Origin of the sequence: Streptomyces sp. col6, assembly GCF_008042035.1 — a bacterium.
Classification (GTDB): Bacteria; Actinomycetota; Actinomycetes; order Streptomycetales; family Streptomycetaceae; genus Streptomyces.
In genome coordinates, this window is record NZ_RDBL01000013.1 from 1,033,773 (window position 1) to 1,048,968 (window position 15,196).

The window sequence follows — 15,196 nt, forward strand, 5'->3', positions numbered from 1 at the left end:
CACAGGGTCGATCCGGTGGTTACTGTTCAGTCACTTAGCTCCATGTGCTGACTGCACCCGATCCGGAGGCTCCGTATGACCTCGCTCGACTCCGTGCTCGACAAGGACGGCGTACGACTCACCGTCGACGACGCGGTTGCCACGGTGACCCTCACCAACCCGACCAAGCGCAACGCCCAGTCTCCCGCTCTGTGGCGGGCGTTGACCGAGGCCGGACGGGCTCTGCCCGGCAGTGTGCGGGTCGTCGTGCTGCGCGCCGAAGGCGTGTCGTTCTCCGCCGGACTCGACCGCCGGGCCTTCACCCCCGAGGGATTCGACGGCGAGCCGTCCTTCCTCGACATGGGGCGCGGCCCGGAGGCCGACCTCGACGCGCTGATCGCCGGATACCAGGAGGCGTTCACCTGGTGGCGCCGCAACGACATCGTGTCGATCGCGGCCGTCCAGGGGCACGCCATCGGGGCGGGCTTCCAGCTCGCCCTCGCCTGTGACCTGCGCATCGTCGCCGAGGACGTCCAGTTCGCCATGCGCGAGACCAGCCTGGGCCTGGTGCCCGACCTCACCGGCACGCACCCCCTGGTGCACCTCGTGGGGTACGCCCGCGCGCTGGAGATCTGCGCCACCGGCCGCTACGTCCACGCCGAGGAGGCCGAGCGCACCGGGCTGGCCAACCTCGTCGTGCCCGCGGCCGAACTGGAAGGCGCCGCCCGCGACCTGGCCGGCGCCCTGATCGCCGCGCCGCGCGACGCCGTCATCGAGACCAAGGCGCTGCTGGGCGGCGCCGTCTCGCGTACGTACGAGGAGCAGCGCGCCGCCGAACGGGCCGCGCAGGGCCGCCGCCTCCGCGACCTGGCGGGCGCCCTCGACTGATCCCGTACGGGCCGGCCGGAGGCAGCCGCTCGCCTCCGGTCAGCCCGCCGTGGCGTCGCCGGACACCGCCGTGACCAGCACCGCGACCGACGGCCGGCCCTCGGACGCCTCCGTCACCGCCTCCCGCACGGCGCGGGCCACATCGAGCGCGCGGTGCCCGCTCTCCGTCGCCAGCTCGACCTGCACATGACCGGTGCCCGTCCGCACCGCCGGACCCAGCACACCGGTCAGCGCCGCCACCCCGGTCACGGAGGCGGCCGCATGCCCGGCCGCGTTCTCCGCGGGCGCCGGGCGTACCTCCACCGGCTCCGGCTCCACCCGTTCGGACGAGCCGTCCAGCAGCCCCGTCACCCGCAGGTCCACCTCGGCGACCGCCAGGCCGAGCCGCCGCGCGGCGGCCGACAGAAGGGCCGCGCGCAAGGCCTCGGCGGCTGCGGGAAGGGGCTGATCGGCCGTCGCGGTCATCGTCGCCTCGATTCGTAGGGGACCCGGCGGCAGTGCGCTCGGGGGCGGGGGCACCTGGGCGGCGGGAGCCGACTCCGGGTCGGCCACGGCGATGCGCAGCTCACCGAGCACCGGCCCGGCCGCCTGGCCGTCCACCGCCCGGCGCAACACCGCGACCGCGGCTCGCTCCGCGATCCAGGCGCCGTCCGCCGGACCGCCCAGAGGGAGCAGTCGGCCCAGCGAGAGCCGTTGCCGTACCGCAGCCGTCCACGCGTGGGCCCTGTGCGGGCTGTCAGCCGTCGTCATGGCCACCAGACTGCCGTATCCATGGCGCGAGTCGGGGCAAGCGCCCTTAATGTGGGCGAAGAAGTCCAAACTGCCCCGAAGGGAAGTACGGCGATGACCGAGACCCCACAGCGGAACCGGCCCGAGAACCCCGACAGCAACGCCTCGGGCGGCAGCAGCCTGACCAAGCGCGGCGGAGGCGACCCCGGGACCCGCGGCCGTACGACGATCGCGGACGGGGTCGTCGAGAAGATCGCCGGCATGGCGGCGCGCGACGTCGTCGGGGTGCACGCGATGGGCAGCGGACTGTCCCGGACGTTCGGAGCGGTCCGCGACCGGGTCCCCGGCAGCTCCAAGTCCGTCAGCCGGGGGGTCAAGGCCGAGGTCGGCGAGACCCAGACGGCCCTGGACCTGGAGATCGTCGTCGACTACGGCGTGTCGATCGCCGATGTCGCCCGCGATGTACGGGAGAACGTCATCGCGGCCGTCGAGCGCATGACGGGCCTGGAGGTCGTCGAGGTCAACATCGCGGTCAGCGACGTGAAGCTGCCCGACGAGGACGATGACGACGACGATTCCGAATCCCGCGTCCAGTAGCCGAGGCGTCCCCAGCGAATGAGGAGCACACGATGAGCATGGCTGTGGTCGGACTGGTGGCCGGCATGGCGCTCGGTTTCGCCGGGTACTTCGGCGGGTTCGGTGCCTTTGTACTGGTGGCCGCCCTCGGAGCGGTCGGCTTCGTCGCCGGCCGCTTCCTCGACGGCGACCTGGAACCCGGCGACTTCTTCCGGAGTCGCGAGCGCGGCGACCGACGGCGGTGACGGCGTTGTCGGGGGCGAGCGGCCCGGTCGCGGCCGGGGAGCGGGGACAGACACGGATCGCCGACCGGGTGGTCGCGAAGATCGCCGCGCAGGCGGCGAAGGAGGCGGTCGACGCGCCCCCGAAGGAGGCGGCGTCGCCGCGTGCCACGGTCACCGTGCACCGCGACACCGCCCGCGTACGGGTGAGCCTGGAGCTGGGATATCCCAGCGACATCGGCCACCAGTGCGGCGCCGTGCGTCGGCGGGTCGCCGAGCGGGTAAAGGCGTTGGCGGGGATGGAGGTGCCCGAAGTGGCCGTACAGGTCGAACGCCTGCACCCCTCAGGAGCGAGCCTCGCGGCACAGGGGAGGATCCGATGACCGAGCCCCACGACCCGGACGACGGCACACGGCGACCGCCCGGCGCCGGGCCGGCGGAACACGGCGGCGCCGTCCTCGCGCTCGACCAGTCCGCCTCGTCCGCGGCGTACGACCCCGCACCCGGCAAGGAGCGGCCCGACGGTCACGCGGGCCGCTTCTGGTCCGCCCGGCGCATCCCCGCCGGCATCGTCGCCGCGGTGGTCCTCGGCGCGAGCGGCCTGCTCCTCTACGACGTGGCCGCGGTCCGCGCCGGACACCCGGCGATGCAGTGGCGCCGCACCCTCGCGGACGAACTCGCGACGCGCCGGCTCGACGACGTCTGGGTGCTCACCGGCGCGTCCTTCGCCGCCGCCCTCGGCCTCTGGCTGCTGTTCCTCGCGCTCACCCCGGGACTGCGCGACCTGCTCCCGATGCGCCGCGAACACGCCGACGTGCGCGCCGCGCTCGACCGGACGGCCGCCGCGATGGTCCTGCGGGACCGGGCCGTCGAGGTCTCCGGTGTGCAGTCCGTCCGGGTCCGGATGGGCCGGAGCAAGGTCGGGGTGCGCGCCGTGTCGCACTTCCGGGAACTCGACGACGTACGGGCCGACCTGGACTCCGTGCTCTCCACGGGCATCCGGGAACTGGGACTCGCCAGGCACCCGAGCCTGTCGGTCCATGTCCGCCGGCCGGCGAAGAAGGGGTGAACGGCGTGCTCAGGACCGTCAACCGGGTACTGCTGGGTCTGGCCGGGCTGGTGCTGATCTGTGTCGGCGGCGGTGTCCTGGCCGCCGCGACCGGTCTGTCCGTCCCGTCCTGGTGGCCCTGGTACGGCAAGAACGACGTGCTGCTCAGCGACGCCGACCGGGACCGCTGGCGCGCCGAGGGCTGGTGGTGGCCGACGGTGATCGCGGTCCTCGCCGTCCTCGTGGTCCTCGCCCTGTGGTGGCTGCTGGCGCAGTTCCGCCGCTCCCGGCTCTCCGAGGTGCTGGTGGAGAGCGGCGACGGCGAGGGCGCCCTGCTGCGCGGCCGCGCCCTGGAGGGTGTGCTCGCCGGGGAGGCGGGCGCCCTGGACGGGGTGGCCCGCGCCCAGGTCACCCTGACCGGCAAGCGCTCCACCCCGGCCGCCCGGGTCCGCCTGCTGATGGAGCCGCACGCCGCGCCGGACGAGGCGCTGGGCCGGCTGAGCGACGAGGCGCTGGCGCACGCCCGGGATTCGGCGGGTCTCGACCGGCTGCCCGCCGAGGTCCGGCTGAAGGCCGTCAAGCACCGGGCCGCGCGGGTGAGCTGACGGGCGGTGCGGTGGCGCGGGCCCCGCGCCACCGCCGTACCACCGCCCGCGGCTCAGAAGCCGTGCCGGTGCCCGCCGTCGACGGGCACCATGATGCCCGTCAGATACGAGGCGGCGGGGGACAGCAGGAACGCGGCCGTGCGGCCGAACTCCTCAGGGGTGCCGTAGCGGCGCAGCGGGATGTTCGCCTCGTTGGCGGTACGTGAGGCCTCCGCGTCCCCGGACAGCGCGTCCAGCTCCCGTACCCGGTCCGTGTCGATCCGGGCCGGCAGCAGGCCCACGACGCGGATCCCGCGCGGCCCGAGCTCGTCGGCCATCGACTTGGCGACGCCGGCCAGCCCGGGGCGCAGCCCGTTGGAGATGGTCAGCCCGGGGATCGGCTCGTGGACGGAGCCGGAGAGCACGAAGCCGATGGCCCCGCCCTCGCCGAGCGCCGCGGCCGCGGCCCTGGCCAGCCGTACCGCACCCAGGAAGACGGATGCGAAGGCCGCCTGCCACTGCTCGTCGGTGTTGTCCGCGATACCGCCGGGCGGCGGACCGCCGACGCTGATCAGGATGCCGTCGAGCCGGCCGAGTCCTTCCCTGGCGGCCTCCACCAGCCGTTCGGCCGCCGCGGGGTCGGCGTTGTCGGCGGCGAGCCCGACCGCGGCCGGGCCCAGCTCGGCGGCGGCCTCCTGGGCGCGCTTCTCGTCCCGGCCGGTGATGATCACCTTCGCGCCGTCGGCCACCAGCGCTCGGGCGGTGGCGTAACCGAGCCCGCGCGTCGCTCCGGTGACGATGTACACACGGTCCTTCAGTCCAAGATCCATAACCCTATCCTGCCGTGCCGTCCATCTCCGTGTCCTCGGCGGCCTCCGCCTCGGCGGACCGCTCCCCGGACAGCGCGACCGCCGTGCCGACCAGGCCGATGTGACTGAAGGCCTGCGGGAAGTTGCCGAGCTGGCGCTGCGCCGCGGTGTCGTACTCCTCGGCCAGCAGGCCCACGTCGTTGCGCAGGGCCAGCAGCTGTTCGAACAGCGCGGTGGCCTCGTCGGTGCGCCCCGTCATCCGCAACGCGTCCGCCAGCCAGAACGAGCAGGCCAGGAACGCGCCCTCGCCGCCCGGCAGCCCGTCGATCGAGGTGCCGTCGGTGCTGTAGCGGCGCACCAGCCCGCCGCCGCTGCCCAGCTCCTCGCGCACGGCGTCCACCGTGCCGATCAGGCGCGGGTCGTCCGGCGGCAGGAAGCCGGTCCTGGCGATCAGGAGCGTCGCGGCGTCCAGCTCCCGGGAGCCGTACGACTGGGTGAAGGTGTTGCGCACCGGGTCGTAGCCCTTCTCGCAGACCTCCCGGTGGACGGCGTCGCGCATCGCCCGCCAGCGGTCGGCGTCCCCGGCCAGCGTGGGGTCGTCCTCCAGGCTGCGCACCGCCCGGTCGGCGGCGACCCAGGCCATCACCTTGGAGTGCACGAAGTGGCGCCGCTGCCCGCGGATCTCCCAGAGCCCCTCGTCCGGCTCGCGCCAGGTGGACTCCAGGAACCCGAGCAGGCTGAGCTGGAGGCTCCAGGCGTGCGGCTTGTCGTCCAGCCCCGCATCCCGGGCCAGCCGGAGCGAGTCGATGACCTCCCCGTACACGTCCAGCTGGCGCTGGCGCACCGCCGCGTTGCCGATCCGGACCGGGGCGGAGTTCTCGTAGCCGCTCAGCCAGGGCAGCTCGGACTCGGGGAGTCTGCGCTCGCCGGCCAGGCCGTACATGATCTGCAGGTCGGCCGGGTCGCCGGCGACCGCGCGCAGCAGCCAGTCGCGCCAGGCGGCGGCCTCCTCCAGATAACCGGCCGAGATCAGCGCGCCGAGGGTGAGGGTGGAGTCCCGCAGCCAGCAGAAGCGGTAGTCCCAGTTCCGTACGCCGCCGATCTCCTCCGGCAGCGAGGTGGTGGGGGCCGCCACGATGCCGCCGGTCGGGCCGAAGGTGAGCGCCTTGAGGGTGATCAGCGAACGGATCACGGCGTCCCGGTACGGCCCCTCGTACTTGCAGCGCGCGGACCACTGCGCCCAGTCGGTCAGGGAGTTCTCCAGCGCCTCGTACGGGTCGACGAGCTTGGGCCGGGGGGAGTGCGAGGGGTGCCAGGTCAGCACGAAGGCCACCTTCTCGCCCTCGGACACGGTGAAGGAGGAGCAGGTGGAGAACTGCTGGCCCCACGTCTTGACCGGTGGTTCGCTGCGCAGCCAGGCCGAGTCCGGCCCGGCGACCGCGACCCGGTGGCCGTCCGAGCGGCGCATCCACGGCACGATGGACCCGAAGTCGAAGCGCAGCCGGATCACGGAGGTCATGTCGACGGTGCCGCTGACGCCCTCGACGATCCGCATCACATCGGGTTCCTTGTCGCGCTGCGGCATGAAGTCGATGACCTTCACGGTGCCGGTGCGCGTCTCCCAGTACGTCTCCAGGACGAGCGACTCGCCCGCGTAGGCCCGCCGGGTGCAGATGTCCGCGCCCTTGGGCGCGATCCGCCAGTGGCCGTTGTCCTCGTCGCCGAGGAGGGCGGCGAAGCAGGCGCCCGAGTCGAAACGGGGCAGGCACAACCAGTCGACAGAACCGTTTTTGCCGACCAGGGCCGCGGTCTGGAGATCGCCGATGAGGGCGTAGTCCTCGATGCGTGGGGTCACGTTCTGGCGTCTTCCCGAACCGGGCGCCCGTTAAGCAGGCTGTGTGCCAGGAGAGGTGGGAGTCACGGTTGCGCGGGCACGGGCTCCGGCGTCGTGTCCTGCTCGGCGGCGGCAGCCGCCTGTGCCGCCGCGACCCGGTCGCGCTTCTCGCGCCGGGCCAGGACCACGAAGCCCACCGGGACACCGGCGGCGAACAGCCACCACTGGACGGCGTACGCCATGTGCGGGCCGATGGAGCTGTCGTCGGGGGCCTCGATCAGCTCGGGCGAGCCGTTCTTCGGCGCCGGGCCGGTCAGCTCGATGTAGCCGCCGAGCACCGGACGGTCGAGCAGCCGGGCCTGCTGGGCGCTGTTGATCAGCATCACTTGGCGGTCCGGAAGGTCCGAGATGTCCTTGATGCCGCTCGCGCCGGTCGTCTCGTCGGCCTTGAGCCGTCCGGTGACGGTCACCTCGCCCCGGGGCGCGGCCGGGACGTCGGGGAAGGCGTGCTGGTCGGCGGCGGAAGGGACCCAGCCGCGGTTGATCAGGACCGTGCCGCCGCCCTTGAGGTCGAACGGGACCAGCACATGGACGCCGATGGAGCCGTCGTTGGCGGTCCTGCGGCGCACGACGACCTCGTGCTTCTCGTCGAACGTCCCGGTCGCCGTCACGGTGCGCCAGTAGTCGGCGCGCGGAACGGTGTGGCCGGGGGAGGTGAGCGCGGACACCTGGACCGGGTCCGCCTTGAGGTTGCGCGAGATCAGGGCGTTCTGCGCGACCTTGTGCTCGTGCCGGTGCAGCTGCCAGAAACCCAGCTCGATCATCGTGGGGATGAGGACGAGGGAGAGGAGGGCGAGGATCAGCCACTGCCGGGTCATCAGGAAGCGGTACACCCCACGACGGTACAACCGGTCGCGGGGCGCATCGCGCAGGGGGTGGCCGAAGGGGGGCGCACCCGGTGCTCAGACCCTGTCGACGATGCCCACCTTCCCCTCGGCGCGGGCGCAGTGCCCGCCGCAGAACCAGTGCCCGTCGACCTCGACACCCTGGCCGATGACCTGCACCCGGCAGTGCTCGCAGATGGGCGCCATGCGGTGGATGGCGCAGGCGAAGCAGTCGAAGACGTGCACCGCGCCCTGCGCGTGCACCTCGAAGGACATCCCGTAATCGTTTCCGCAGACCTCACAACGTGCCATGCGCCACAGGGTGGGACGCGGGGGCGGCGCCGGGCGGACGGCGGACGGCGAGTCGCCCCCGGTTCACTCCGATGACGGCGTCGGTGCCGGCACCTTCGCGACAGCGGGGGCGACGTCCCGCAGGAGGTGCGTGAAGGCGCTCTCGTCCAGGATCGGCGTGCCGAAGGACTTGGCCTTCACCGTCTTCGACGTCGCCGCGTCCGGGTCGTTGGTGACGAGCAGGCTGGTCAGCCGGGAGACGCTGGTCGCCACGTGCAGCCCCGCCTCCACCGCCCGGTCCTCCAGCAGTTCGCGGTCGATGGAGGTGTCCCCGGAGAACGCCACCCGCATGCCCTGCATGAGTGGTTTGTCCTTGTCGTACCGCCCCGGGTTCGGATACGGGCAGGCCGGCCGCTTCCGCGAGGCGCGCCAGGTGCCGTGTCCCCCGTACGAGGAGGAGCCGGTCCGCGGGGTCACCGGCGAGTGCGACCACTCGGTCAGCGGCCGGCACTCCAGGAGCGGCAGCCGCACCCCGTCCCGTGCCGCCGCGTGCAGGCTCGGGCGGAACGCCTCGGCCAGCACCCGGGCGTCGTCCAGCGCGTGGTGCGCGCGCTGCTGGACCACGCCGAAGTGCTCGGCCAGCGACGCCAGCTTGTGGTTGGCCAGCGGCAGCCGCAGCTCCTTGGCGAGCGCGATGGTGCACAGCCGCTGCCGCACCGGCGCGGTCACCGAGGCGCGCGCGTACTCCCGGGCCAGCATCGACCAGTCGAACGCGGCGTTGTGCGCCACGAGCACCCGGTCCGCGAGCCGTTCGGACAGCTCGGCCGCGACCTCCGGAAAGAGCGGCGCCCCCTCCAGCACGTCACTCGTCAGCCCATGGATCCAGACCGGCCCCGGATCGCGCTCCGGGTTGACCAGCGTGTACCAGTGGTCCTCGACGTTGCCCCGCGCGTCCAGCCGGTAGACGGCCGCGGACACTATCCGGTCGTCCCGGGCGAGCCCGGTGGTCTCCACGTCGACGACCGCGTACCCCTGCGGGTAGGCGGCCGGCCACGGTGCTGCGGTCTGCGGGTCGTCGAGCATGGTCACAGAGAATACGGGCCGTGTCGGACAGTCCCCTATTCGGTGGCGGCGGCGGTGTACGCGCAGAGGTCGCCCAACCCGTCCGTCCCGGGCTCCGCCTGTGGCAGGCTGATCCGCTACCGGACAGGTACGAGGGGGAGGCGGCACAGGCCGTGGGGGAGAGCAGGCAGGCACTGATCATCGCGGTGCCGCAGTACGAACTGAGCGACCACTTCCCGGACCTGACCCAAGCGGTGGTCAAGGACGCGGAGTTGATGGACACCGCGCTGCGGTCGTCGGGGTACACCGTGGAGACGCTGGGGCTCACCGCCGACCGCCCGGCGCTGCGGTCCCGGATCATCAGCGCGATCAGCCGGGTCTGCTGCACCGCCCCCGAGGGCGGCACCGTCCTCATCCACTTCACCGGACACGGGCTCTCCGCGGACGGCTCCGACTACCTCGTCCCCTCCGAGGCCCAGCTCAACTGGTCGACCGACCCGCCGCACGTCGACACCGCCGGCCTGATCGGACTCGATCTGACGACCCTGCTCAAGGGCTGCCGGGCCGGCACCGTCCTGCTCACCGTCGACGCCTGCCGCGACGCCCACCCCGACGCGGACGTCTCCTTCGGCGGCCCGGCGACCAACTTCCCCTCCTGGCGCGACCGGGTCGCCGTCCTCTTCGGCTGCGCGGCCGGCCAGACCTGCGGGTCCGACGACCAGGAGGGCAGCCACTTCACCCGGGCGCTGTCGGAGGCACTCGCCTCCGACAGTTCCCCGCGCACCGTGGGCGACGTCATCGCCCACACCGTCCGCAGGACCACGGAGTTCGCCCGCGCCGCGCAGCACGCACAGCGGCCCGCCCCGCAGTACGCGCCCAGCGGGCCCGGCGCCATCAACGGGGTCGAACTCTGTGCCGGGCGGACCCTCCAGGAGGAGTGGTCGGTAGCCGTCGGCGACCCCGAGCTGTGGGCCGCCGTCCAGTGCGACGACGCGCGCAGGCGCGACCTCCAGGACGCCCTGAAGAGGCTGGTCCTGGAGTGCGCCAGGCTGCGTGCCTCCGCCCTGGGCGAGGTCAGCGACCCGTGGGCCGACGACGGCTATCCCGTACGTGTGCTGACGACCGGACTGCGCGCGCTCCTCGCCCCGTCCGTCACCCAGGGCGGCCCGCTCCTGGACCCCTGCGAGTTCGCCGCCCTCATGGCCGCCCCCTTCGTCCGCGAGGCCGTCTACGCGATGGGCGTCAAGGAGGCGGCCGCCGCTCAGCCCCTGCGGCTCGAACCGGCCAGCGGGGAACTCGGCGCCGACGCGGCCCGCATCGACCTGGAGCACACGTACGCCGCCCACCCGCTCATCTGGCGCAAGGGGCGTGAACTCGCCGGCCGCGGCGCCACCGAGGAGGCCGGTGCCGTCGCCGCCTGGCTGATGCACCGCCACGTCCTGGGGCGCGAGGACCTCTGGGACATCTACGCGCCGAACCTGCTGCGCCCGCTGGCCGCCGCGATGCTGGGAAACGAGGAGTCCGCCCGGCTTGCCGAGGTCTTGGACGGCCTGGTCCGGGTGTGCCGTCAGACCGCCGTCCCGCCCACTCAGCCGTACGGGGGCGAGCGCGAGGCCGCCGACGAATCGCAGCGCCTCTCGGACATCGCCCCGCGCACCGGACCGGTCGAGCGGTGGCGGGCCAGGGAGCTGTCCTGGCTCCTCGGGCTCGCGGGGCTGCTCGGCGGGGACCTGAGGGACATGCCGGGCGTCCTGGTGGACAACATCGGCGTCACCGACGGGCTCGTCCCCGCGCAGGCCGTCACCGGCGTCCAGGAGCTGCGCTGGTCCAGGGACCGGCTCGGCACCTGCATCGACCTCGACCTGCCCTGCCCGCACCCGGCGGTCCACGCCGCCCTCGAAAAGCTGACCGAGTGGGCGGACGACGCCGTCCAGCACATCAAGCAGCACCTCGCCCCGGCCGAGCCCGCCGGCCCCCTCGCCCACCTCCCCGAACGCGTCACCTGCCGCAAGCTGCGCCCCCGGTACAACGCGGACGGGCGCGGCGAGGCGTACGGACTTCCGCTGATGCGGTTCAGCCTGGCCGAGGACGAGATGCGCGAACTCCTCATGGGCTCCCAGCTCTACGGGGACCGCACGCTGGCCCTGCGCGAGCTGTACCAGAACGCCCTGGACGCCTGCCGCTACCGCGGCGCCCGGGTCCGCTACGGCGAGCTGAAGGAGGGCATGCGCCAGCAGTGGGACGGCGCGATCGTCTTCCGGCAGGGAGTGGACGAGGACGGCCGCGCCTATGTCGAGTGCGAGGACAACGGCGTCGGGATGAGCCAGACCGCACTGCGCAGCACGTTCTCGAGGGCCGGGCGCCGCTTCGAGCAGTCCCGGGAGTACCGCAGGGAGCAGGCACGGTGGCGGGCCGTCGACGAGGACCTCCGGATCTTCGCGAACAGCCGCTTCGGCATCGGGGTGTTCAGCTACTTCATGCTGGCCGACGAGATCAGCATCTGGACCCGGGCCACGGACGAGTTCGGGCGCCCCGAATCCGGCCGTGGGCTGCGGGTGGACATCGCGTCGAGCGGAAGCCTCTTCCGTATCAAGGAGAGCGACGCCTCCCAGCCGGGCGGCGGCACACGGGTGCGGCTCTATCTGAACGGCGACGCGATCGAGGCCGCCGACGAGCTGGCCAAGTACGTGTGGCGGTGCGACTTCGCGATGCGCGTCGAGAAGGGCGACGCGGTGGTGAAGGAGTGGGAGCCGGACGTCCTCTACTACGACGGCGACCGCATGAGCCCGGTGCGGGCGGACCATGACGTGTGGTGGGTTCCGGGGCGGGGCTGCCTCCTCGTGGACGGGATCTGGACACCGGTGAGCGAACAGGAGGTGGCTTCAGGGGGCTCGTTCCAAACAAGGGTAAATCCGCTCGACGGAACCATGTTCGGGTGTGTGGTCGATCTCAGGGAGACGCACTCTCCGGAGCTGAACACCAGCAGAACGAGGATCCTCACGTATGACACGCAATGGGTTGCGGACCATGTGCGCCGTCTGACCGCGCGCATGGTCCTGCCGGAATGGTTCACCGTCGAGTGGCTCTGGAGTTTCGCGCACAGCCACCGCGGCGGCGCGCAACCGCTGGTGGCCAGGCTCCTCGCGGAGGGCCGGCCGGTGGCCAGCACAACGAGCTGGTACAGCTCGGCCGGAATCTCCCTCAGAGACCTCGGATGCCTGCCGATGGACTTCGTGCTCCACGACGGCCGGAACTCCATCGCCTTCCGGTACGGAAGCCTTCATGGCATGGCGCCCGGCGTGGTGGCGTGGCGCGTGGCCGCCCTGCGAGCGGCTCGTATTCCCTTGGAGGCCAGGTGGATGGACGTGCCGGCTCCGGAGTCGTTGGCCGGCTACCCGCGGCCTCTACCACGGGAGAGCCGGATCGTCGCGGAGGAGTACGGGCGAGGCAGCCTGGCCGAGTCCGTGGTGCCGCAGGCGGGAGAAGCGCCTGCCACGTTCGCCGGGCTGCTCCGGGGGCTCCGTAGATACGCCATCTGCGGAGTCCGTGTCCCCGCCGTCGCCGATCTCGAAGTGGCGCACGCGATCGCGCTCGATTCCGTCGATGGCGCGCTTTTGACCGACCACGAGCCTTTCTCCGACTCGTTGATCCACACATGGACGCAGGAGACGGACGCGAACGAGCAGAGTTCGTGGCTCTCTCAGGTGGTGACGCTGCTGCAACACTTTTCGGTCGAGCCAGGACTCCACCTGCGGGAGGCCGTGGCAAGGGCGGGGCGATTCACCGAGGCCGGTTTCCCTCTGGTACCACTGGACGCCGACTACGACCGGGTGCCCGCGGACCGGCCGGCGACGCAGCGGGAGCTGCGCGTACTGCGGCTGCACCCCGACTTCGCCAAGGAGGGAGAACAAGCAGAGACGGACGACCTGCCGTCCCAGCAGGAGTTCGAGGACGTCGTCGCCCGGTATGAATGGCTCGGGCTGTCGAAGGACCGTGACATGGCGGCGACTCTGCGGGTCCGGGCCAACCGCGTGTCGTACTCCGATGTGGAAGCCGCTTTCGGGCGCACCCTCTGGCGTGGAACGCATGCTCCCACCTTGCGCAGCTGGGTCGGAGCGGCCGCCCGCACGTCGTTGACGCTGAGCGAGACGTACGAACGCTTCGCTCCCTGGTTCGCCTCGATGGACCTGGCCCTTCCCGCCCTGGACAGTCTGCGGGACCGCGCCTTCACCAAGCTGGAAGCCGTGCTGGTGACGGACCCGGCCGTGCCACAGGAACGCTATGAGCCCTATGAGGCTCATCCACGGGACACTCCGTATCTCGCGCCGCTCGCCGAGGTGGCCGTCGCGGTCCGGACGTCTCAGGCCGACACCACCGACATCGTCGCTGCGCTGACCAGCTTGGCCGAATCCGGGCTCCTGGACTCCCGGGCCCCCGGACTCGTCGACCGCTGGCTCGCCGTTCCTCAGGAGGACATGTCCCTTCTGATGCCATGGACCTGGGGGATCGACTGGGTGACGACGCCCGGCGGCCCGACGCGCCTGGACTCCGCCTACGCCGTCGTGGCGGCGTCCGCACGGGGCCTTCCTCTCGGCGTGGTGTACGCGAAGCTGACCGACCTGGCCGTGCTGCTGGACGCCGAGTTCCTGCTGGAGCCCCTGCCCGAGTGCCTGACCGGTGAATACGTCAGCCCGACGGACGTGGCTGTGAGCTGCGAGTGGGCCCCGGAAGGATTCCGATGGCTGACGGACGGTCATGCCCGAAAGCTGTCGCGCCACGCCTACGACAGGGAGGGCACCCTCGGCGACAGCGTGAGGGAACTCAGCCGCTTCGCCCCCCTCGGCAGCCCCTGGCAGCCCCGCGACGACACGGCCGACGCGGAATGGGCCCAGTGGCGCCCCACCCCGCACGACACCGCGATGTTCGAGGACGACCTGGTGGGCGACCGGCCCGTCGGTCCGCTCGACCTCCTGCGGGTCGCCGCCCGCTTCGGCTGGCCGATGGACCGGGCATGGGACCGGCTCGCCCTCTACCGGCCCTTCGGCGTCGAACTCCTCGTCGAACGGCCGGAGTTCTCCGACATCCCACTGTGGCAGGATCTGATCCTGCTCACCGACGAGTACACCGGCCGGGCTCCCGCGCTCGCCGGCCCGGTCTCCGGCGAGCGGATCGCCGTCGGCGCGCGGGAGCTGGAGTGGACCACCGACCGGGTCGCGGAGCGGCTGCGCCTGTACGCGGGCGTGTTCGGCCTCGACGTCCCGGAGACGTACCCCGACACCCCCGCACCGACCCCGCCCGCGCGTTCGTACCACGACGACGCGCCGTACGAGAGGAAGGCCGATGCCGCCCGCGCATGATCTGAAAGCGTTCCGCGAACAGCAGCTCGCCCCTGTCGGCACCCCGACCGTCACGCGCTCGGCCGACGGCCGCTGGTACGTCGTGACGAGCGACTGTCCCAACTGCCACGCGAGCGGCGTGTTCCGGGTGTCGTACGGGGTTCTCGGCCCGTACAAGGGCAAGGGCAGGCTGCTCGGCCGCCGCAGGACCCCGGAGAAGCTGACGGGGAACATCGCGGTCTACTGCCAGTGCGGCTACCCGCATCCCGACCGGCCCGCCGAGTTCCCGGAATCCGGCTGCGGTGCCTTCTGGGATGTGCCGGTGCCGTGACGGACCTGACCAGGAAGCGGTTCGCCCAGCTCGGCCAGCAACTGCAACTCGAACAGCTCACCGCCGCACGGAAGCAGGCCGAGGGCTGGCGCAACGGCCTCACCGCGCTGACCGGGCTCGTCGGAGTCGTCTTCGTCCTCAAGGGGCCGGAGAGTGTTGCCGGCCTCACCCCGGGCTGGCGCTTGCTCACCGCCGGCCTGCTCGTCCTGGCCTTCCTGCTGCTCCTGCGGGGCGCCCTGCTGGCGGTGCGTGCCGCGCACGGGAGCCTCGGTCAGGGCACCTGGCTGACCGGGGACGAACTGCTGTCCGCCGTCCTCGACGAGGTCGAAGGCATCCAGGACGTGCTGGCCTCGGCGCGCCGCTGCTCCGTCGTCGGCCTGTCCGCGGTCGTCGCGGCCATCGCGGTGACCTGGATCGTCCCGGCGCAGAAGGCGGCGGAGCCCAAACCGGCCGGGCCGCTCGTCGTCGTCTCCACGGCCACCGGCACCACCTGCGGTGAACTGGTCCTCGGCGACCGGGAAGCGGTCACCCTCAAGGTGCGCGGCCAGAAGGCACTGCGCCGTGTCCCGGCCCGTGACGTCCGCTCGCTGGCTCCGGCGGCACGGTGCTGAGGACGGCACCGTC

At 72.4% G+C, this 15,196-nt stretch carries 15 protein-coding genes; 9 read left to right on the forward strand and 6 right to left on the reverse strand.

All coding sequences use genetic code 11. The features are described from left to right. Window positions 1–75 precede the first annotated feature (75 nt). On the forward strand, window positions 76–867 hold the full coding sequence (locus EAO73_RS21350) for an enoyl-CoA hydratase/isomerase family protein (RefSeq protein ID WP_147973084.1): 792 nt from the start codon (window positions 76–78) through the stop codon (window positions 865–867). A gap of 39 nt (window positions 868–906) precedes the next feature. Here the strand turns inward: EAO73_RS21350 and EAO73_RS21355 are convergent, their stop codons facing one another. Then, on the reverse strand, window positions 907–1,617 hold the full coding sequence (locus EAO73_RS21355; protein WP_147973085.1) for a hypothetical protein: 711 nt from the start codon (window positions 1,615–1,617) through the stop codon (window positions 907–909). 93 nt (window positions 1,618–1,710) lie between these two features. Here EAO73_RS21355 and EAO73_RS21360 point away from each other — a divergent pair, with 93 nt between their 5' ends. From EAO73_RS21360 to amaP, 5 genes are read left to right on the forward strand one after another with little or no spacing between them, the layout of a single operon-like run. Continuing rightward, window positions 1,711–2,193 carry an Asp23/Gls24 family envelope stress response protein gene (locus EAO73_RS21360; protein ID WP_147973086.1) on the forward strand — a complete coding sequence of 161 codons (483 nt, stop codon included), beginning with the start codon at window positions 1,711–1,713 and terminating at the stop codon, window positions 2,191–2,193. A gap of 32 nt (window positions 2,194–2,225) precedes the next feature. After that, window positions 2,226–2,417, forward strand: a complete 192-nt coding sequence (locus EAO73_RS21365; protein WP_014156990.1) for a hypothetical protein — start codon at window positions 2,226–2,228, stop codon at window positions 2,415–2,417. After that, window positions 2,414–2,776 carry an Asp23/Gls24 family envelope stress response protein gene (locus tag EAO73_RS21370; protein ID WP_147973087.1) on the forward strand — a complete coding sequence of 121 codons (363 nt, stop codon included), beginning with the start codon at window positions 2,414–2,416 and terminating at the stop codon, window positions 2,774–2,776. The genes EAO73_RS21365 and EAO73_RS21370 overlap by 4 nt, the downstream gene beginning before the upstream one ends. After that, entirely contained in the window at window positions 2,773–3,462 is a 690-nt protein-coding gene (locus EAO73_RS21375) for a DUF6286 domain-containing protein (protein WP_147973088.1), read from the forward strand. The genes EAO73_RS21370 and EAO73_RS21375 overlap by 4 nt, the downstream gene beginning before the upstream one ends. Continuing rightward, window positions 3,459–4,046, forward strand: coding sequence for an alkaline shock response membrane anchor protein AmaP (gene amaP, locus EAO73_RS21380; RefSeq protein ID WP_147973089.1), 588 nt, complete (start codon window positions 3,459–3,461; stop codon window positions 4,044–4,046). Before EAO73_RS21375 ends, amaP begins: the two co-directional genes overlap by 4 nt. A 53-nt stretch (window positions 4,047–4,099) precedes the next feature. Here the strand turns inward: amaP and EAO73_RS21385 are convergent, their stop codons facing one another. From EAO73_RS21385 to EAO73_RS21405, 5 genes are all read right to left on the reverse strand, one after another. After that, a complete protein-coding gene (locus tag EAO73_RS21385; protein ID WP_147973090.1) occupies window positions 4,100–4,855 on the reverse strand; it encodes an SDR family oxidoreductase in 756 nt (251 codons plus the stop codon). Window positions 4,856–4,859: 4 nt separating this feature from the next. Continuing rightward, window positions 4,860–6,689 (reverse strand): glycoside hydrolase family 15 protein, encoded by a 1,830-nt coding sequence (locus EAO73_RS21390; RefSeq protein ID WP_147973091.1) that lies wholly within the window; start codon window positions 6,687–6,689, stop codon window positions 4,860–4,862. Window positions 6,690–6,751: 62 nt separating this feature from the next. After that, window positions 6,752–7,561 (reverse strand): SURF1 family protein, encoded by an 810-nt coding sequence (locus tag EAO73_RS21395; protein ID WP_147973092.1) that lies wholly within the window; start codon window positions 7,559–7,561, stop codon window positions 6,752–6,754. A 69-nt stretch (window positions 7,562–7,630) separates the two neighbouring features. Next, on the reverse strand, window positions 7,631–7,864 hold the full coding sequence (locus tag EAO73_RS21400) for a hypothetical protein (protein WP_026171732.1): 234 nt from the start codon (window positions 7,862–7,864) through the stop codon (window positions 7,631–7,633). A 63-nt stretch (window positions 7,865–7,927) separates the two neighbouring features. Further along, a complete protein-coding gene (locus EAO73_RS21405) occupies window positions 7,928–8,932 on the reverse strand; it encodes a DEDDh family exonuclease (protein ID WP_147973093.1) in 1,005 nt (334 codons plus the stop codon). A 146-nt stretch (window positions 8,933–9,078) separates the two neighbouring features. Between EAO73_RS21405 and EAO73_RS21410 the strand changes: the two genes are divergently transcribed. Genes EAO73_RS21410 through EAO73_RS21420 form a run of 3 tightly spaced genes read left to right on the forward strand, consistent with a single transcriptional unit; the run spans window position 9,079 to window position 15,183 of the window. Beyond that, window positions 9,079–14,262, forward strand: coding sequence for a caspase family protein (locus EAO73_RS21410; protein ID WP_191134160.1), 5,184 nt, complete (start codon window positions 9,079–9,081; stop codon window positions 14,260–14,262). After that, the gene (locus EAO73_RS21415; protein WP_147973095.1) at window positions 14,246–14,572 is read left to right on the forward strand and encodes a hypothetical protein; all 327 of its coding nucleotides are present in this window, start codon (window positions 14,246–14,248) and stop codon (window positions 14,570–14,572) included. Before EAO73_RS21410 ends, EAO73_RS21415 begins: the two co-directional genes overlap by 17 nt. Then, window positions 14,569–15,183 carry a hypothetical protein gene (locus tag EAO73_RS21420; RefSeq protein ID WP_147973096.1) on the forward strand — a complete coding sequence of 205 codons (615 nt, stop codon included), beginning with the start codon at window positions 14,569–14,571 and terminating at the stop codon, window positions 15,181–15,183. Before EAO73_RS21415 ends, EAO73_RS21420 begins: the two co-directional genes overlap by 4 nt. The last annotated feature ends 13 nt before the right edge of the window (window positions 15,184–15,196 follow it).